The 18,069-nt window shown below is 74.2% G+C and carries 18 protein-coding genes; 11 read left to right on the top strand and 7 right to left on the bottom strand.

The window, feature by feature from the left end; all coding sequences use genetic code 11:
* Window positions 1-18: 18 nt before the first annotated feature.
* The 3 genes from F8279_RS06230 to eccCa all read right to left on the bottom strand — a co-directional run bounded on the left by F8279_RS06230 (window position 19) and on the right by eccCa (window position 4,779).
* The gene (locus F8279_RS06230) at window positions 19-312 is read right to left on the bottom strand and encodes a hypothetical protein (RefSeq protein WP_091414816.1); all 294 of its coding nucleotides are present in this window, start codon (window positions 310-312) and stop codon (window positions 19-21) included.
* Between the two features lie 18 nt (window positions 313-330).
* Complete coding sequence (locus tag F8279_RS06235; RefSeq protein WP_091414813.1) at window positions 331-741, bottom strand: YbaB/EbfC family nucleoid-associated protein; 411 nt, start codon at window positions 739-741, stop codon at window positions 331-333.
* A gap of 72 nt (window positions 742-813) precedes the next feature.
* Complete coding sequence (gene eccCa / locus F8279_RS06240; protein ID WP_091414811.1) at window positions 814-4,779, bottom strand: type VII secretion protein EccCa; 3,966 nt, start codon at window positions 4,777-4,779, stop codon at window positions 814-816.
* Window positions 4,780-4,949: 170 nt separating this feature from the next.
* Between eccCa and eccD the strand changes: the two genes are divergently transcribed.
* Window positions 4,950-6,347, top strand: a complete 1,398-nt coding sequence (gene eccD / locus F8279_RS06245) for a type VII secretion integral membrane protein EccD (protein ID WP_091414808.1) — start codon at window positions 4,950-4,952, stop codon at window positions 6,345-6,347.
* Here eccD and F8279_RS06250 read toward each other — a convergent pair.
* Entirely contained in the window at window positions 6,331-7,503 is a 1,173-nt protein-coding gene (locus F8279_RS06250) for a type VII secretion protein EccE (RefSeq protein WP_091414806.1), read from the bottom strand. The genes eccD and F8279_RS06250 overlap by 17 nt on opposite strands.
* A 162-nt stretch (window positions 7,504-7,665) precedes the next feature.
* Here F8279_RS06250 and eccB point away from each other — a divergent pair, with 162 nt between their 5' ends.
* From eccB to F8279_RS06290, 8 genes are all read left to right on the top strand, one after another.
* Window positions 7,666-9,135, top strand: a complete 1,470-nt coding sequence (eccB, locus tag F8279_RS06255; RefSeq protein WP_091414803.1) for a type VII secretion protein EccB — start codon at window positions 7,666-7,668, stop codon at window positions 9,133-9,135.
* Window positions 9,136-9,251: 116 nt separating this feature from the next.
* Window positions 9,252-9,623, top strand: a complete 372-nt coding sequence (locus tag F8279_RS06260; RefSeq protein WP_013283763.1) for a hypothetical protein — start codon at window positions 9,252-9,254, stop codon at window positions 9,621-9,623.
* Window positions 9,616-10,902 (top strand): WXG100 family type VII secretion target, encoded by a 1,287-nt coding sequence (locus F8279_RS06265; RefSeq protein ID WP_091414801.1) that lies wholly within the window; start codon window positions 9,616-9,618, stop codon window positions 10,900-10,902. The genes F8279_RS06260 and F8279_RS06265 overlap by 8 nt, the downstream gene beginning before the upstream one ends.
* A 161-nt stretch (window positions 10,903-11,063) precedes the next feature.
* Window positions 11,064-11,501: a hypothetical protein gene (locus F8279_RS06270; protein ID WP_091414799.1), complete on the top strand. Its 438-nt coding sequence runs from the start codon at window positions 11,064-11,066 to the stop codon at window positions 11,499-11,501.
* Window positions 11,502-11,658: 157 nt separating this feature from the next.
* Window positions 11,659-12,489 (top strand): hypothetical protein, encoded by an 831-nt coding sequence (locus F8279_RS06275; RefSeq protein WP_091416159.1) that lies wholly within the window; start codon window positions 11,659-11,661, stop codon window positions 12,487-12,489.
* Between the two features lie 200 nt (window positions 12,490-12,689).
* The gene (locus F8279_RS06280; protein ID WP_091414797.1) at window positions 12,690-13,025 is read left to right on the top strand and encodes a YkvA family protein; all 336 of its coding nucleotides are present in this window, start codon (window positions 12,690-12,692) and stop codon (window positions 13,023-13,025) included.
* 31 nt (window positions 13,026-13,056) lie between these two features.
* Window positions 13,057-13,470, top strand: a complete 414-nt coding sequence (locus F8279_RS06285) for a pyridoxamine 5'-phosphate oxidase family protein (protein WP_091414795.1) — start codon at window positions 13,057-13,059, stop codon at window positions 13,468-13,470.
* 146 nt (window positions 13,471-13,616) lie between these two features.
* The gene (locus tag F8279_RS06290) at window positions 13,617-14,228 is read left to right on the top strand and encodes a C39 family peptidase (protein WP_091414793.1); all 612 of its coding nucleotides are present in this window, start codon (window positions 13,617-13,619) and stop codon (window positions 14,226-14,228) included.
* An 82-nt stretch (window positions 14,229-14,310) separates the two neighbouring features.
* On the opposite strand, the gene F8279_RS06295 is transcribed toward F8279_RS06290, so the two are convergent.
* Window positions 14,311-14,766 (bottom strand): Lrp/AsnC family transcriptional regulator, encoded by a 456-nt coding sequence (locus F8279_RS06295; RefSeq protein WP_091414791.1) that lies wholly within the window; start codon window positions 14,764-14,766, stop codon window positions 14,311-14,313.
* A 96-nt stretch (window positions 14,767-14,862) separates the two neighbouring features.
* Between F8279_RS06295 and F8279_RS06300 the strand changes: the two genes are divergently transcribed.
* Complete coding sequence (locus F8279_RS06300) at window positions 14,863-15,765, top strand: SMP-30/gluconolactonase/LRE family protein (protein ID WP_151499364.1); 903 nt, start codon at window positions 14,863-14,865, stop codon at window positions 15,763-15,765.
* A gap of 126 nt (window positions 15,766-15,891) precedes the next feature.
* Here F8279_RS06300 and F8279_RS06305 read toward each other — a convergent pair whose 3' ends face one another.
* Window positions 15,892-16,074 (bottom strand): antitoxin, encoded by a 183-nt coding sequence (locus F8279_RS06305; protein ID WP_091414789.1) that lies wholly within the window; start codon window positions 16,072-16,074, stop codon window positions 15,892-15,894.
* 130 nt (window positions 16,075-16,204) lie between these two features.
* On the opposite strand from F8279_RS06305, the gene F8279_RS06310 reads away from it, so the two are divergent.
* Window positions 16,205-17,371, top strand: a complete 1,167-nt coding sequence (locus F8279_RS06310) for an AI-2E family transporter (RefSeq protein WP_225853157.1) — start codon at window positions 16,205-16,207, stop codon at window positions 17,369-17,371.
* A 41-nt stretch (window positions 17,372-17,412) separates the two neighbouring features.
* Here F8279_RS06310 and F8279_RS06315 read toward each other — a convergent pair whose 3' ends face one another.
* Window positions 17,413-18,066: a dienelactone hydrolase family protein gene (locus F8279_RS06315; RefSeq protein ID WP_151499367.1), complete on the bottom strand. Its 654-nt coding sequence runs from the start codon at window positions 18,064-18,066 to the stop codon at window positions 17,413-17,415.
* Between the last annotated feature and the right edge of the window lie 3 nt (window positions 18,067-18,069).

The raw sequence follows: 18,069 nt of genomic DNA on the forward strand, positions 1-18,069 counted from the left end.
CGTCGCGGACCCGGCCGGTCACTTGACCACCCAGGGCTGATCCGACCTCTCCCAGTTCTTCGCGCTCTGTTCGAGCTGCGCGGCGGCCCTGCGCAGATGCTCCACGCCGGTACGGACGTTGTCCAGGTGCCCGTCCACAGCCGCGTTGTGCCGCTCCACCGCGCCGGTGCCGAACCAGCTCAGCGCGCCGCCGGGCAGCTTGACCTCGCCCAGCAACGTCTCGACGTTGCGCAGGTATTGGATCGGGCCGTCCGGGGCGTCGAGCATCCGACCCGCCTTCCGGATCGCGTCGACGTCGACGGTGTTCGGCATCGCCGGCCTCCCTCTCGCTCAGCGCCGCAGGTTGCGGGTCGGGTCGGACACGTCCACCCCGAACTGACGGAACCAGTCCTCCGGGGTCAGCGTGCCGTCCTGCGCCCGGCGGACCATCTCGGAGTCGCCGAGCATCTCACTCAGCATCTCGCGCTGGCGCTCCTCGAAGGCCGCGTAGGCCGCGTCGATCGCCGCCTGCATCGCCTCGGCCAGGGAGAAGCTGTCCAGCCGCATCGCCCGCGCGTTCAGCTCGATGTCGCCGACCTTCATGTCGCCGTCCACCGTCACCCGCACCAGCCCGTCCGGGCTGTCCCCGGTCACCCGCAGCTCGGCGCGCTGCCGCTGGAGATCGGCCAGCCGGCGCTGCTGTTCCTGCGCCTGCCGCAGCAGGCCCTCCATGGCCGCACCGAAACCCGACGGGCTGCTCACCTGCGCCCCTCTCCACTCGCGACGATCGATCGGCCCGACGCTACCGGACCCGGCCGCCCGCCGTCCGTCCCGTCAGGCCGGTTCCGTCCACGCGGTCTGGATCAGCTGCTGACCGTCGCGGCGACGGACGAGTGTGCCCCGGCCCGGCGGCTGCGGGGTCGGCCGCAGGTTGCCGAAGACCGCACCCTCCTCCCGGCTGCCGGACATCAGCAGACCCGGCGAGTCCAGCTCGCGCAGGCGTTGCAGCACCGGCTCGTACAGCGCCCGGGCCACACCGCCGACCCGGCGCGTGATGATCAGGTGCAGGCCGATGTCCCGCGCCTGCGGCAGCAGCTCGTGCAGCGCGCTCAGCGGGTTGCTGCCGCCGGAGGCGACCAGGTCGTAGTCGTCCACCAGGATGTACAGGTCCGGGCCCTTCCACCAGCTCCGGTCGCGCAGCTGCGCGGTGGTCACGTCCGGGCCGGGCAGCCGGTTCTGGAGCGCGCTGCGGATCGAGCCGAGCCCCTGGCTGAACACCTGGTTCGACGGCGCGTAGTCGAGCAGGTGGTCACCCTCGACCGCGCCCAGCAGGCCACGCCGGTAGTCGGCGATGACCAGCCGCGCCTGGGCCGGGGTGTACCGCTCGGCGATCCCCCGGGCGATCAGCCGCAGCAGGTTCGTCTTGCCGCACTCGGCGTCGCCGAACACGGTCAGGTGCGGCTCGCCGGCCAGGTCCAGGTAGACCGGGGCGAGCGCCGACTCGTTGACGCCGATCGGGATACCCGGGGCGGACCGGTCGACCACCTTCGCCAGCTCGGTGACCGTCAGCTTGCGCGGCAGCAGCCGCACCTTCGGCGCCGGCTGCCCCGGCCAGTTCGCCGCGACGTGACCGGCGAGCGCCACCGACGCCTCGGTCAGGTCCTCGATGTCACGCTTGCCGTCGATCCGCGAGATCGCGGTCAGGAAGTGCAGCTTGTCCCGGGTCAGGCCGCGGCCGGGCGCGCCCACCGGCACGTTCTGCGCGGCCCGCCGGTCGATCTCCGACTCGGACGGGTCACCGAGCCGCAGCTCCAGCTTGGTGCCGAGCAGGTCCCGCATGTTGATCCGGATCTCCGCCCAGCGCACCGCCGTGATCACCACGTGGACGCCGAAGCCGAGGCCCCGGTTCGCCAGGTTCGTGATCGTCTGCTCCAGCTCCTCGTACTCCTGGCGCAGCGTGTTCCAGCCGTCCACCACGAGGAAGACGTCACCGAACGGGTCGTCGGCGAACTCACCGGCCGCCCGGCGGCGCCGGTAGCTCGCCACCGAGTCGATGCCGTGCTGGGTGAACCGGTTCTCCCGCTCGTCGATCACGGCGACCACCTCGGCCACCGTCCGCCGGACCGCCTCGACGTCCCGCCGGCCCGCGACACCCGAGGTGTGCGGCAGCCCGTCCAGGCTGCGCAGCGCGCCGCCGCCGAAGTCGAGGCAGAAGAACTGCGCCTCGCGCGGCGTGTGGGTGAGCGCCAGCGAGGCCAGCATCGAGCGCAGCATGGTGCTCTTGCCGCTCAGCGAAGCCCCGACGATCACCACGTTGCCGCCGGCCCCGGCCAGGTCGACCATCATCGGGTCGCGGCGCTGCTCGTACGGCCGGTCCACGATGCCGACCGGCACGGCGAGCCGGCCGCGGCCCGGCCAGTCGGCGGTGGTCAGGCCGTACGTCGGGTGCACGCTCAGCTTGGGCAGCAGCTCGGCCAGCCCGGACGGCTCGGCCAGCGGCGGCAGCCACACCTGGTGCGCCGGCTTGCCCCGGCCCTTGAGCTGGTCGATCAGCACGTCCAGCATCGCGACCGCCTTGCCGTCGCCGGACTGCTCCGGCTCCGGCGTGGCCTCCGCCGGGCTCGGCAGCGCCGGTGCCGGCACGTAGTCGATGCCGTACGGGACGATCCGGCGCTGCACCTGTGCCCGGGTGGAGCGCTGCACCTGCCCCGGCGCCCGGTACGGGCCGGACACGTACGCGGCGCGGAACCGCAGCATCGTCGCGGTGTCCGTCTTCAGGTAGCCGTGACCGGGCGCGCTGGGCAGCTCGTACGCGTCCGGCACGCCGAGCACGATCCGGCTCTCCACGGCCGAGAACGTGCGCAGACCGATCCGGTACGACAGGTGCGTGTCCAGGCCGCGCAGCTTGCCCTCCTCCAGCCGCTGCGAGGCGAGCAGCAGATGCACGCCGAGCGACCGGCCGAGGCGGCCGATCATCACGAACAGGTCGATGAAGTCCGGCTTGGCGGCCAGCAGCTCGGAGAACTCGTCACAGATGATCAGCAGGCTGGGCATCGGCTCCAGCGGCTCACCGGCGGCCCGCGCCTTCTCGTAGTCGTACCGGGAGACGTAGTTGCCCGCCGCGCGCAGCACCTCCTGCCGGCGGTTCATCTCACCGGCCAGCGCGTCCCGCATGCGGTCGACCAGCGGCAGCTCGTCCGAGAGGTTGGTGATCACCGCGCTGGTGTGCGGCAACGCGTCCAGCGAGGCGAAGGTGGCGCCGCCCTTGAAGTCGACCAGGACGAAGTTCAGCTCCTCCGACGAGTGCGTCACCGCGAGCGCCGCGACCACCGTACGCAGCAGTTCGCTCTTGCCGGAACCGGTCGCGCCGATCACCAGGCCGTGCGGGCCCATGCCCTCGTGCGCGGACTCCTTGAAGTCCAGCTCCACCACGTTGCCGTCCGGTCCCAGGCCGAGCGGGATGCGCAGCCGGTCGCGGTGGCTGCGCGGACGCCAGGTCTGCCGGGTGTCCACAGTGGCCGCGTCGCCCACGCCGAGCAGGTCGGGCAGCTCCATGCTGCGGGCCAGCGGCTCGTCGGTGCTCGCGCCCTGCTGCTGGGAGAGCCGGAACGGGGCGATCTGCCGGGCCAGCCCCTCGGCCGCGCTCAGGGACAGCCGGTCCGGCCGGCCGAGCCGCGACGTGGCGGTGCCGCGGACCAGGTCGAGCCCGGTGCCGTCCCCGGCGTCCAGGCAGAGCAGCCAGCGGCCGGCGTCGCGCGGGACCGCGCCGGACAGGTCGAACACGGTCGTGCCGAGCAGGCCCGGCCCGGTCAGCGCGCAGGTCGCCGAGACCTCGCCGCCGTCCAGCACCACCACCACGTGCGGCGCGGTGGTCAGCGGCTTCGCCTCCGGCGCGAACCGGGGCCGTCCGCCCAGGTCCTGGGCCAGCGCGGTCTCCGCCTCGTCCAGCGCGGCGAACACCATCCGGCGCGCGCCCGCCGCGTCCGTACGCCCCGGGTGCTGGGCGTGCGGCAGCCACTTCACCCAGTCCCAGGCCGCCTGCCGGTCCGGCGCGGCCACCACGACCACCAGGAGATCCTCCGGGGCGTGGAACGTGACCAGCTGGCCCAGCGCGGCCCGGGCCAGGTCGAGCACCGGCTCCCGGTCGCCGCGCAGGGCGATCCGGCTGAACGCGCGCAGCGACAGCGCGGTCGGCAGGTCCGGCACGTTGGAGTGGGCCCGGACGAACCGGCGCAGCGCGATCGCGCTCATCGGTTCCAGGTCCTCCACCGGCTTGGTCTCCGGCGGCACGATCTCCACGGCCAGCCGCTGCGGGCCGAGCGCGATCCGCACCTCGCCGAAGTCGTCCTCGGTGATCCGCCGCTCCCAGAGCCGGCGGGATGCGGCGATCGACCAGAGCGCGTCCGGCTCCGGGTGCCGCCACGTCATCGCGGCGCGCTGCTGCTCGGCGGCCCGCCGGGTGCGCTTGCGCATCTGCGCGAGATAGCGCATGTAGTCGCGCCGCTCGGCGTTCAGCTCGGCCTTGTCCTTGCCGCCGTTGCCGAGCGTACCGATCGCCATGCCCAACATGGACACGCCGAACAGCCCACCCGCGACGTACGTCATCATGCCGCCGCCCCGGCCGGCGTAGAGGAACGCCATCGCGCCGACGCCGCAGAGCATCGGCAGGATCATCAGCACCTGGCCCATGCCCTTGGCCTGCGGCTCCGGCAGCTCGGGCGGGGACTCCAGCAGCACCTCGCCGCGCGGCAGCGCGGGCCCCGGTTGACGCGGAAGTCGGCGGAACACCACCGTACTCACGGCTCTCCCCTCCCCAGAAGTGGCCCTGATCGTGGTCTGCCACCGCCGGTGAGCGTCGGGTGGGCAACCTGTGCGACCGCCATCGTAGGTAATCTCCCGGTGGCGTCGTGGACCCGTAGGGGGCGACGCCGACGGCCCAGCGGATCGTATGCGAGCACGAGGAGGCCACTGTGGCGACGAAGACGGCGACCGGTGGGCTGAGCCGGATCACCATCGTGGCGCCGCGTACCAGGATGGATCTGGCGCTGCCGTCCGACGTGCCGCTCGCCGACCTGCTTCCCACGCTGCTGCGGTACGCCGGCGAGGACCTGGCCGACGAGGGCGTGCGGCACGGCGGCTGGGCCCTGTCCCGGCTCGGCGGTCAGCCGCTCGACGGCGGCCGGACCGCGGCGCAGCTCGGCGTACGCGACGGCGAGGTGCTCTACTTCAACCCGCGTGCCGCGACCGCCCCCGAGATCGTCTTCGACGACGTGGTGGACGCGGTCGCCACCTCCACCACCCAGCGGGCGGGCGCCTGGCAGGTCGGCACCACGCGGGTGTTCGCGGTCCTGCTCGCCGCCTCGGCGCTCGCCGCGGGCGCGGTGGCGACCCTGCTGACCGGCCCGCCGCAGCTACCGGGCGCGGCCGCCGCGTTCGTGGTCGCGGTGGCACTGCTGGTCGGCGCCGCGGTGCTGTCCCGCGCCGCCGGCGACAGCCGCACCGGCGCGGTGCTGGCCCTGGTGGGGGTCGGTTACGCGGGCGTCGGCGGCCTGCTGGTGCTCGCCGGGGACCGGACGCTCGGCGAGCTGGCCAGTCCGCACGTCCTGCTCGCCGGCACCGCCGTGGTGGTCTTCGGCGCGATCGCCGCGCTCGCCGTCGGTGACCGCCTGCCGCTGTTCCTCGGCGCGGTGGGCGTGGGCGCGGCGGTCGGCCTCGGCGCGGTGCTCAGCCTGGCCTTCGACATCGGCGCGGCGGCCTCGGCGGCGGTGGTCGCGACGGTCGCGTTCGGCGCGCTGCCCGCGCTGCCGATGCTCGCCTACCGCCTGGCCCGGCTGCCGGTGCCGTCCATCCCCACCGGCCCGGACGACCTCAAGACCGACACCGAGTCGGTGGACGGGCCGTCGGTGCTGCGCAACAGCGAGCGCGCCGACGCGTTCCTCACCGGTCTGCTCTGGACCGTCTCGCTGCTGGTGCTCGGCGGCGAGGTGGTGCTGGCCGGGAACGGCCGGCTCCCGGCGGTCCTGCTCTGCCTGGTGCTGGCGCTGCTGTCGCTGCTGCGGGCACGCCCGTTCCTCAGCCGCGCCCAGCGCACGCCGGTGCTGCTGTCCGGCACCGTCGGCCTGGGGCTGGTCGCCGCCGCCACGTTCGCCGCCGGCTCGCTGGCGGTACGGCTCGGGCTGATCCTGGGCGGCCTGGCCGTGCTGGCCGTGATCAGCCTCGTCTACGGCCTGACCGTGGCCGGCAAGCGGATCTCCCCGGTCTGGGGCCGGACCCTGGACATCGTCGAGATCCTGCTGATCATCGCGCTGGTGCCGCTGGCCGTCTGGGTCTGCGGCGCGTACGGCTGGATCGTCAACCTTCGACCGTGACGGTCCCCATCGCGGTGCCGACCGGCGCGGTGGCGTAGACGCCGGGGCCGTGCTGGCCGTCCAGCGGGCGGGCCGGCACGCCCGCGCGCCGGGCCATCTCCCGGACCGCCTTCACCAGCGCCTCGGCGTGCCCGTCCATGGCTGCCACCCGCAGCAGCGGCGGCACCCGCCGCCCGCCCGGGAGCACCACCGCGGCGACCGTGTGCGAGGGCGCGGAGGTGGCCGTGACCGCGTCCACGAGTGCGCCGAGCGAACCGTTGGGGCGTACCCGCAGGGCCAGGCAGCGCTGCGTCCAGCCGCCCCCGCGCAGGCTGGTCCACGTCTCCACCGGGGACTCCGGCGCCAGGTCGAGCCCGGCCCCGGACACCACGGCCGCGTGCAGCTCGTTCCGGTCGAGCACCCGGTGACCGAGGCCGGCGGCGTTGAGCGCCTTGCCGACCCGGCCCACCCCGGCCGCCACCGTGCGGTGCACGCCGCGCAGGCCGCCGCCCCGGCTCACCGCCTCGGCCCGCGCGTCGGACACCGACAAACGCAGCGCCACCCACACGGTCCGGTAGGCCGACGGCGGCGCGCCGGGCGCCGGGTACCAGACCAGGGTGTGCGAGACGACCTGGGTCTGGGTGACCGGGCCGGAGAAGTCGGCGAGCACCGCGAGCGCGCGGTCCACCACCGCCGCCTCGATCGAGCCGGCGGGCGCGCCGGGACGGCCGGTCAGCGCCAGCGCGGCGAACCAGCCCCGGTCGTCCTGCCCGATGCCGAGCCGGGTGCCGCGCTCGGTCAGCTCCACCACGGTCAGCTCCGGGGCGAGCGCGGCCAGCCTCGGGTCACCACCGGGCTCCGCGCCCCGGGCCCGGTCGCGGCGCCGGCGCAGCCGGCGGCGGAGCATCAGATCCTCGTACCACCAGCGGCCGCCCCGGCGCGCGAACGCCGCCGCCACCGCCAGCAGCGCCGGCACGCCGACCGCAGCGATCAGCCAGGCCGGGCCGGCAGTGGCGAACCAGACGGCGAGCGCGGCGCACTCCACCACCACGAGCTGCCCGACCACGACCGGGCCGAGCCGTCCCCGGCGGCGCTTGTCGGCCGGGGTGACCGGCCGGTCCGGCGGTGCGGCGGGAACGGTGGCGGTACGACCGGGTGGCGCCTGGAGCTGCGTCATCGGTGTGCGTCCCTTCTGGACATCCTGGGCATCCGCCGGGCGGGTGCGGCCGTTCGGGCGGCGGACGGGGTCCGGCGCACCCCCGACGGCCCCTTATCGTAGGGAAGCCCGCGGCGCCGTTCGGACCTGTCGCCGTGGACCCACCCCCGCCGGAGGTTAGTCATGCGGACCCGCCGCGATCAGGTGCAGGCGTACCGCTTCGTCACCCGCCGCATCGTCTCGGCGCTGCTCTCCGGTGATCCGGAGACCAACGAACTGCCGATGCGCCGCCTCGGCATGGCGGTGTTCGGCAGCGTCATCGCGGCGGCCGTGGTGCTCGGCGGCGTGGGCGCGTACGGGCAGCTCACCAGCAACTCCGCGCCGCTGGAGCCGAACACGCTGGTGATCGAGCGGGAGACCGGCGCGACGTACTACTTCGGCGAGGACGAGGTGCTGCGCCCGACGCTCAACTACGCCTCGGCGCGGCTGATCGTCAACGACGCCGCGGCGCAGCCACGCACCATGTCCCAGGCGTCGATTAAGGACCGTCCGCGCGGGCGGCTGGTCGGCATCGTGGGCGCCCCGGACGACCTGCCCGATCGAAAGTCACTGGTCGGGCTCCCCTGGTCGGTGTGCGACGTGCCGGACCCGAACGACCCGCAGCGCTCCACCACGCACCTGGTGATCGACCGGGCGCTGCCCGGCGGCACGGCACTCACCGACCGGGCCGTGGTGGTGCGGACCAGCGACGCCCGTTACCTGCTCACCGGCGGTTCCCGGCTGCGGGTCGCCGGCGACGAGCAGGCACTGGTGGCGTTGAAGATGGCCGGCGCGACGAACCTGACCGTCGGGCAGCAGCTGCTGAACGCGGTGCCGGTCGGGCCGGTGCTGCGCAAGCCGGCGATCGCCGGGGACGGCAGCGCGAGCGGGCTCACAGTGGCCGACCGGCCGGCCCGGATCGGCCAGGTCTACCAGGCCGCCGGCCAGTACTACGTGCTCACCCGGCAGGGCCTGGCGACCGTCCGCGAGGTCACCGCGCTGCTGCTGCTCGGCAGCGGTGGCGAGGTGACGCAGATCACTCCGGACGAGGCGGGCCGGCTCCTCACCGACCAGCGCCTGGACGCGGACGGCCTGCCGGCCCGGCTGCCGACGCTGCACGAGGTCCGCCCGGGGCGGACGGTGCTCTGCGCCACCTACCGCCCCGGCCCGGCCGGTCAGCCGCCGACCACCACGCTGGAGGTCTTCGACTCCCCGCCGGCCGAGCTGACCTCGGCGACCGCGATGCCGGCCCGGCAGGGCGCCCGGGACGCGGTACGCACCGCCGAGAGCGTGCTGCTGCCCGGCGGCAAGGGCGTGCTGGTGCAGGCCACGGCCGGGGAGAGCGGCAAGGCGGCGGCCGGCTCGACGGTCTACCTGATCACCGCCCAGGGCATCCGCTATCCGCTCGGCACCGCCGGGGGCGACGCGAGGAGCGCGCTCGGGTACGGCGACGTGACGCCGCTCGCCGTACCCGCCTCGCTGCTGGCGCTGGTGCCGACCGGCCCGACGCTGTCCCGCGAGGACGCGATGACCTACTTCGATGCGTCGACGCCGCCGGGGGCCACCGCGACGCCCTCGGCCGGTGGCGGGGCGGCGCAGGTCCAGGGCGGTTGACCGACTCTCGGCCGATCCGAAGTGGAGGATCTCCGTCACGGGTCGCCCGGGTTGGCTCGCTTCGACTAACCTGAGTACGGCGAACGGTTATCGACGATGACTACGGGGATGCAGCCATGACGGGGCGCACGACAGTAGACGTACTGTCCCTGGAGGACTTTCACCAGCGACTTGAGCGGCGCCTGCACGAGGCGGAGTCGGTGTTGCGCAAGCTCAACACCCAGATGCAGTGCCGCCCGCCGGCGCTCGGCACGTTCACCGACGCGACCGACAACGCACGTCGCTACTCCGAGACGCACCAGAGCTACGTCAACCACGTCGACCGGCTGCGTCGGGCGATCCTGGCCGCCCGCGAGGCGACCCACAAGATCATGACGAACTACAAGACCGCCGAGGCCCGCAACGCCGCCGCCGCGGCCGACATCGCCGCCGCCCTCTCGGGGCTGAACGAGGCGATGAAGCAGCCGAAGGAGGACCCGCGTGTCTGAGTACACCCGGCGCTACGAGCACGTCAGTCACGAAGAGCTCTACCAGGGCGTCAACGCCGGCGACCCGAGGCAGATCGAGGCGCTCAGCGCCCAGTGGACCTCCCTCAAGGGCACGCTCGACGACCTCAGCCGCGACCTCACCGCCGACCTGGAGGCGCTGTCCAAGAGCTGGACGGGCGACGCCGCGCGCGAGTTCACCAGGCGGCTCGACATGGTGGTGCACTACTCCGGCAACCTCGCCGAGGGCATGACCGGCATCCGGCAGGGCCTCGACATGATGTCCAGCGAGCTGCGGGCCGCGCAGACCAAGGCGGAGAGCCCGGAGAAGACCGACGACAACGACAAGCTGCTCTCCGGCGCCGGCAAGGGCTTCCTGCTCGGCGGCGCCCCCGGCGCGGTGATCGGCGGGATCGTCGGCCACCAGCAGGACAAGGCCGAGCAGGAGAAGGCGCACCAGCGGATGGTGCAGGTCGTGGCGAAGCTCGCCGAGGGCTACGACTTCTCGGCGTACGGCCGGATCGTCGTACCGGAGCCGCCGGAGACCGAGCTGCCCGGCCACACCGGCAACGGTGACCCGACGCTGCAGAACGGCCCGTCGGTGAAGACGCCGTCGTCCGGCCCGAGCCTGGGCAGCTTCGGCCCGGGCGCGAACGCCACCGCCACCACGTCGGGCGTGCACCACACGGCCCCGACCGGCGGCACGCCGGGCGGGGCCACGCCGGGTGCCGGCACTCCGGGCGGCCAACCGGGCGCCGGCGCTCCGGGTTCGGTGCCGGCCGGCGGCACCGTCGACCCGACCGGCACCTCACTCGCCGGTGCCGCTCCGCTGACCAGCACCGTCGGCGGCCCGACGATCGGCGGCGGCCCTGGCTTCGGTCCCGGCGGCGCCGGCCCGACGACGATGAGCGCCGGCGGACCCGGTGGCGGGCTCTACGGCGCCCCCGGCGTCCTGAGCACCGGCTCGCTGGCCGGCACCGGCGCCAACTCGGCGTCGGCGGCTCGCCTCGGCGGCATGCCCGGCGCGGACAACCGCTCCGCCGCCGGCACGGGCCGTCTCACCTCCGGCCGTGGCCTCGTCGTCGACGCCGGGAGCAAGTCCGCCGAGCGCGCCGGCGGTGCCACCGGGCGGCCCGCGATGGCCGGCCGCGGCGGTGTGCTGGGCGGGCGCGGCGGCCAGGGCGACGACGAGTCCGACGGCCGGCTGACCTGGCTCACCGAGGACGAGATGGTCTGGGGCGACGGCGACGCCGCCCCGCCGCCGGTGCTCGGCGGCAACTGACACGGCATCCACACGACGGCGCGGCGCCCCCGGCAGGGGTGCCGCGCCGTCGCGCGTCGGGCCCTGCGTGGGCCTCCGTCCACACCGACCCGTGGGGCGGCTCACGTAAACCGCAAGATCCTTGAGCTGCGAGATCCTCCGCCGACCGATAGGTTGAAACGGTGCTGCCCGTAGCGTTCGCCCCGTCCACCTGGACGGCGACGCTGCGCCGGATCGCCCGCACGGCCGTGGCCAGCCTGGTGCTGATCGCCGGTTTCCAGGGCATCGCCGCCACACCCGCCCACGCCGCCGCGGCCTCGCACGCCACCATCGCCGCGCACGCCGTCACGACTGAGCACGTCGCGGCGATCAAGCACGTCGCCGCCGTCGAGCACGTCGCGACGCGGCAGGCGGTCACGACCGCCGCCACGCGTTCCGCCGAACTCACCGCGGCCGACGCCCCGACCGCCGCGCTGCGGACAACCGGCCCCGGCACCGGCCCGGCCGTCACTGCCACCCCCTCCGCCGACGCCGCCGGGCCCGTTCCCGGCGTCGAGGTCGTCGCCGCCGCCGAACCCGGCCGGGCGGACATCGCCCGTCGCGGTCCGCCGCGCGCCTGACCGCGCGTCCTTCCGGTACGCCCCGGAGCGGTCCCACGGGCCGCACGCCCCGCGCCCTGCCGCGCGTCCCGTCGCGTCTGAAGTCACGACGCGCACCCGCCCGGATGTCCGGGCCACAACCGTTGATCGTCCTTCGTTCCACCTTGAGGTGCTGGTGATGCAGACCGTCTTCTCCACCGTCCTGCCCGACATGCCGGCGGCCGCCGTGATCTGGCTGGTCCTGCTCGCCGTGGCCGCGACCGTGGTCGCCGCGCTGATCGTCCGCCCGTCCCGGTTCCGTTCGGAACTGGTCGACCGGATCAGCGACGCCGCCCGGCCGAGCAGCATCGAACGAGCCGAGCGGGCTCGCGTACAGGACCGGGAGCGGAACCGGTACGCCGACGAGGTGGCGGTGGCGGCCGCCCGCGCGGCGGCGACCGCCGAGCGGAGCCGGACGGAGTGGCTGACCGCCCAGGAGGACGCGGAGGTGGCCTGGCAGGCGTACCAGGGGGCCGAGGAGGACGTCCGGCGCCTGACCGCCGCCGCGGCGCTGCCGCTGCCCCGGACCGCCAAGACCCCGGCCGAGTACGCCGACCGGGAGCGCTGGCTGCACCGGGCCGCGATGGACGCCCAGTGGCGCGACGAGATCACGGTGCGGCAGCTCAGCGACATCCTCGGCGGTAACGGCTGGGACCCGAGCCGGCACCCGGTGGAGCAGGAACTGCTGCTGCGCCGGCTGGTCCGGGACAACATGGCGGCACGGCACCGGGCCGCCACGCAGCGGGAGCAGGCCGCCTGGCAGGCAGCCGAGCTGGCCGCGGCGGCGGCGCAGAGCCTGCGCGACGAGGCGTTCGCGGCGCTGCACCCGGTCGCCGAGCCGCAGACCGCGCTCTCCATCGTGGGCTTCGCCGGCCCGGAGACCACCCGGGAACTGCCGGCCGGGACGGGCACCGACGTCACCCGCGAGCTGCCGCCGGTGGCGCGCGGCCGGGCTGCCGTGGCGACCTGAGGACGCCGGCAGCGGCTCTACGGGGGCGGCGCCCCCGGCGCGGCCCGACGGGGTCGTCACCCGACAGCGGTCTGACGGGCGTCGCCGGGCAGCGGCGTGACGGGATGTCGCCCCGGCCGCGACCCGGCCACGGGGCGGACGCCCCTCGCGGCGGGGACGACCGCCGGGCGTGGCGGGCCCGGCTCGGCTAGCGTGGTGGCGTGTCCCGTGAATCCTGGGTGCTGGTCGTCCTCGCCGCCGTCCTCGCGGCGGCCATGCTGGCCGGGGCGGTGCTGCTCGCCATCCGGGTGGTCCGCACCCGCCGCATGCTCGGCGCGCTCGGAGCCGGCGGCAAGGTCGCGTTCTACGGCGCGCTGATCTACACGATCCTGCCGGTGGATCTGCTGCCCGACCCGATCTATCTGGACGACATGGGCGTGCTGGCCGGCGCGCTGTTCTACCTGGGCCGGCTGGTCGCCAAGCACCGCGCCGAGCAGCGGGCCGCCGGGGAGTCCCCGGTGGCGACGTTGCCGCCCGGCGCGGCTCCCCGCCGCTGAGGCGTCACCGGTACGCGAGCGAGGAGACGACATGGCGGGACGGCACCGGTTGGATCCGCACGACGAGCGGGTGGCCCGTTTCTTCGCGGACCGGCACCTCGCCACGCTCACCACACCGCGCGCCGACGGCACCCCGCACGTCGTACCCGTGGGGGTGACCTTCGACCCGGCGGCCCGGCTGGCCCGGGTGATCACCTCCGCCGGGTCGGCCAAGGCCCGGCACGTCGCGGCGGCCGGACCGGACGGCGTCCCGGTCGCGGTGTGCCAGGTCGACGGCCGGTGGTGGCTGACCGTGGAGGGCCGGGCGGTGCTGCGCAGGGACCCGGAGTCGGTGGCCGAGGCCGAGCGCCGGTACGCCGAGCGGTATCGCATGCCACGACCGAATCCGGAGCGGGTCGTCATCGAGATCGCGGTGACCGGGCTCCTGGGAAGTCTCCCCGGCTGAGGCGTCTGTCCGGTTCCGCGGTGGCCCCGGTCACGCCCGGAAATGGGCCGCCGCGGCAGGGCGGTTGAACACTCCGTACGCCGAGCGCCACTCCTGGTGCCGCGTCTCCCGCACGGAGCCGTCGACCCCCGAATGGAGCCTCGACCATGAACCCGATCATCCGTAAGTGTGTGCTGTCCGTCGCCGGTCTGGCCGCCGCCGGCGGTGCCGTCGCCGGTCCGGCCGTCGCCGCCCACGCCGCCCCGGTCAAGGGCAAGGGCGACCGCGCCGCCGACTACGAGTACCAGGCGCAGCCGAACTTCTTCTACTGCGGTCCCGCGTCGACCCGGATCGCGCTGTCGGCCGAGGGCAAGGACGTGAGCCAGGACGAGCTGGCCGCCAAGCTCGGCACCACCGAGAACGGCACCGACTCGGCCATCGACATCACCCGGGTGCTCAACGAGTACACCGGCGGCAAGTACCGGACCACCGAGATCCGCGACGACGTGGCCACCCGGGAGCAGGTCGCACGCCTGCGCGCGGACATCCGTACCGCTGTGGACGACGACCGGCCTGTGGTGGCGAACATCCTGGGCGGCGCGCGGGACATCGACGGGGTGGAGCACAGCTACCCCGGCCACTACGTGACTGTCGTGCGGTACGAGGGCGACGGCGACCGGGTGCTGATCGCCGACCCGGCCCGGCCGGACGAGCCGACGTACTGGATGGACGTGACCGAGCTGGCCAACTGGATCGCCGGCCGCGGTTACAGCTCCTGACCCGCGACGCCTGACGGACGGGCCGGTCTTCCCTGTGGAGATCGGCCCGCCGGCATCGATCCGCCCGTGGTGAATTCGGCTGTCAGGGGGTCTGCGGGTACGGGTCGAGCGGGCGCTCGAAGAAGCTCTCCAGCACCACCACGGTCTGCGTCCCGGTGACGCCCTCCACCTGGAATAGCCGGCGCAGGCTGGCCTGGAGCTGCTCCGGGGTGCCGACGCGGATCTTCACGAGCAGCGAGGCAGGGCCGGCGATGACGTGCGCCTCCATCACCTCGGGCAGCGCCGCGAGCGCGTCTCGGGTGGGGTGGTCGCCCATCCAGGCATTCGCCTCCACCAGCACGAACGCGAGCACACCCCGGCCGACCGCGGCCGGCTCGACGTCCACCGTGGTCCGGCGAACCACGCCCTGCTCGCGCAGCTTGCGCACCCGCTCGTGGACCGCCCCCGTGGAGAGCCCGACCTGCCCGGCCAGCGCCGCGTACGACTGGGTGGCGTCGTGTTGCAGCGCCGCCAGCAGCGTCCGGTCGACGTCATCCATGACCGTGCCTCCGTTCGGCGTCTAACCTCACAGGTGATCCTGGTTCGGTAATGTTAGCTTTCTGCCGAACATCAGTCACGGGTGGAGGCGATCGGCGTGGATCGGTTCAGGACGCGTTTCGAGGTGCGGGACGAGCGGTTCCGCCGGGTGAACGGCGACGAGTGGACGGAGTGTCTCTGGACCGGGGGCCGCTGGTTGGAGGGGCCGGCCTGGTTCGCCGCCGGGCGCTACCTGCTCTTCAGCGACATCCCCAACGACAGGCTGCTGCGCTGGGACGAGGCCACCGGCGCGATCGGGGTGTTCCGCCAGCCGGCCGGCTACGCCAACGGGCACACCGTCGATCGACGGGGGCGGCTGGTGAGCTGCGAGCAAGGCGGGCGACGGGTCACCCGGACCGAGGCCGACGGCACCGATACGGTCCTCGCCGAGCGCTGGCGCGGCAAGCGGCTGAACAGCCCGAACGATGTGGTCGAGCACTCCGACGGCTCGATCTGGTTCACCGACCCGAGCTACGGCATCGACAGCGACTACGAGGGTCACCGGGCGGAGAGCGAGATCGGCGGCAACCACGTCTACCGGGTCGACCCGCACGACGGCGAAGTTCGCCGCGTCGCCGACGACTTCGGGCAGCCGAACGGTCTGGCGTTCAGTCCCGACGAGTCGCTGCTCTACGTGGTCGACACCCGGGCGGCGCACCTGCGCCGGTTCGCTGTCAGCGAGGGCGGCGCCCTGCGCGGTGGCGAGGTCTTCGCCACCTGCGACACCGGCTCCTTCGACGGGGTACGCCTCGACGACGCCGGCCGGGTCTGGGTGGCCGCCCACGACGGGCTGCACTGCTTCGACCCGGACGGCACGCTGCTCGGCAAGCTGCACCTGCCGGAGGTGGTCGCAAACTTCACCTTCGGCGGCCCGAGGCGCAACCAGCTCTACATCTGCGCCTCCAGTTCGCTGTTCAGCCTGCGGATCAACGTGAACGGGGCGCGCTACCCCGGCTGGTGACCGGTCAGCCTTGCAGGGCGATCCGGCCGAAGGTTGTCCAGGTCGGACACGCCGGTCGCCTCCAACGGGCAGGACACGACGATCCCGGCCGCCCTCAGTGGGACGGCGCGGGATCGCCAGGTGCGGTCAGCGGCCGGTGTCGCCTTCGCCGGTGCGCTGCTGCGCCGTGTCGACACCCTTGTCGATCTGGTTGTCGTACTTGCCGCCGGTGCGCTTGTCGGCCGCGTCACCGGCCTTCTCGATGCCCTGGTCGACCTGCTTGTCGTGCTTGTCCGCGAAGTCCTTGGCCTTGTCCATGAAGTCGCCCACGTCGGATCTCCCTTCGATACGTTGAATGCCTTCCCTGAGGCCGGGGGCACAAACACCGGCTGGGCGGTCACCGCCCTGGTGTCGGATCGATCCCGGTCGGGTACCAACGGCCTCGATCGAGGAGGGCGACGTGGACGACGACGCTGGTATACCCGGGCGGGCACCGACCGCCGGACCGCGGCAGACCTGGGCCGGACTGCCCTGGCCGGTACGGACGGCGGTCACGTGGAGCGCCTGCCTGCTGGTGGTGACGGCCGGGCTGTGGCTGCTGGGGCAGATCGCCGTACTGCTCGCGCCGCTGGCGGTGGCGCTGGCCGGCACGCTCTTCCTCGCCGCACTGCTCGACCCGGTGCTGGTACGCCTGCGCCGGCTGCGGGTGCCGGCCGGGCTCGCCGCGCTGCTGAGCATCCTGTTGCTGCTCGGCATCCTGGGTGGCGCCGGTGTCCTGGTCTGGAACCTCACCGCGAGCCAGTTCGGCGAGCTGAGCCAGCAGCTCGACGAGGGGTTGCAGCGCACCCGCGACTTCGTCACGTCCAGCCTGCCGGTCACCGACCAGCAGCTCGACCGGCTCGTGGAGCAGATCCGGCAGGGCCTGAGCAGTGGCGCACCCGACCCGGTCGCCGGTGCGCGCAAGGTCGCCGAGGTCGCGGGCGCGGTGCTGCTCGCCCTGGTGCTGCTGTTCTTCCTGCTCAAGGACGGCCGCTCGATGTGGCGCTGGGTGCTGCGCCGGCTGACCGGCCCGCGCCGGGAGCTGACCGCCGAGGCGGGACGGGCCGGCTGGCGGACGCTCGGCGCGTACAGCCGGGGCACGATGGTCATCGCGGCCATCGACGCCATCGGGATCGGGTTGGCCCTGGTCGTGTTGCGTGTCCCGCTGGCCCTGCCGCTCGCGCTGATCACGTTCCTCGGCGGGTTCGTGCCGATCATCGGCGCCACGGTGGCGGGTGCGGTGGCGGTGCTCGTCGCGCTGGCCGCGAACGGTCCGACCACCGCGTTGCTGACCCTGGCCGCCGTGATCGCCGTGCAGCAGATCGAGGGCAACCTGCTGGAACCACTCGTGATGCGGCGGCAGGTGCAGCTGCACCCGGCGGTCATCCTGGTGGTGGTCACGGCCGGCACGCTGGTCGCCGGCGTTGCCGGGGCGTTCGTGTCGGTGCCGATCGCGGCGGTGCTGTGGCGGGTGCTGGACACCGTGCAGCGGCACCGGGCCGAAACCGGCCGCGCCGCGGGGACCGACAGTGCTGCCGGGATCGGCAGCGCCTCCGGGCCGGACCGGGCCGTCGAAGCCGCAGGCTGACGGCCTGCGCTCAGGCCAGGTGCGCTCAGGCGGCCCGCAGGTCAGGCGGGGTGCGGCTGGCGCAGGTGCGTGGTGAACCACGTACCCGCCTGGTCGGCCACCTGCTCCAGCGTGCCGGGCTCCTCGAACAGGTGCGTGGCGCCGGGCACGATCCGCAGCTCCGCGACCTCGCCCAACGCGTCCCGGGCCTGCTCGTTGAGCACGATCACCTGCTCGTCCAGGCCGCCGACGAGCAGCAGCGTCGGTGCGCGTACCGCGGTCAGTGAGCTGCCGGCCAGGTCGGGCCGGCCGCCCCGGGAGACCACAGCGCCCACCCGGTCCGGCCGGGCCGCGGCGGCGACCAGGGCGGCTGCGGCGCCGGTGCTGGCGCCGAACAGCCCGATCGGGAGTCGCCCCAGCTCCGGGTCGGCGCCCATCCAGTCGACGATCCCGGCCAGGCGTTCGGCCAGCATTCCGATGTCGAAACGCAGCTCGGCGGTGACCTCGTCCCGGGCCTCCTCGTCGGCGGTCAGCAGGTCGACGAGCATCGTGGCGAGCCCGCGCTCGTTGAGCGCGCGCCCGACGGCCGTGTTGCGCGGGCTGTGCCGGGAGCTGCCGCTCCCATGAGCGAACAGCACCACCCCCTGCGCCCCGGCGGGCACCACCACGTCCCCCACGAGCCCGCCGGGGCGCAGGGGGTGGTGCTGTTCGCTCATGGG

The sequence above is a fragment of the Micromonospora sp. AMSO1212t genome (assembly GCF_008868145.1).
GTDB classification, from domain to species: Bacteria; Actinomycetota; Actinomycetes; order Mycobacteriales; family Micromonosporaceae; genus Micromonospora; species Micromonospora tulbaghiae.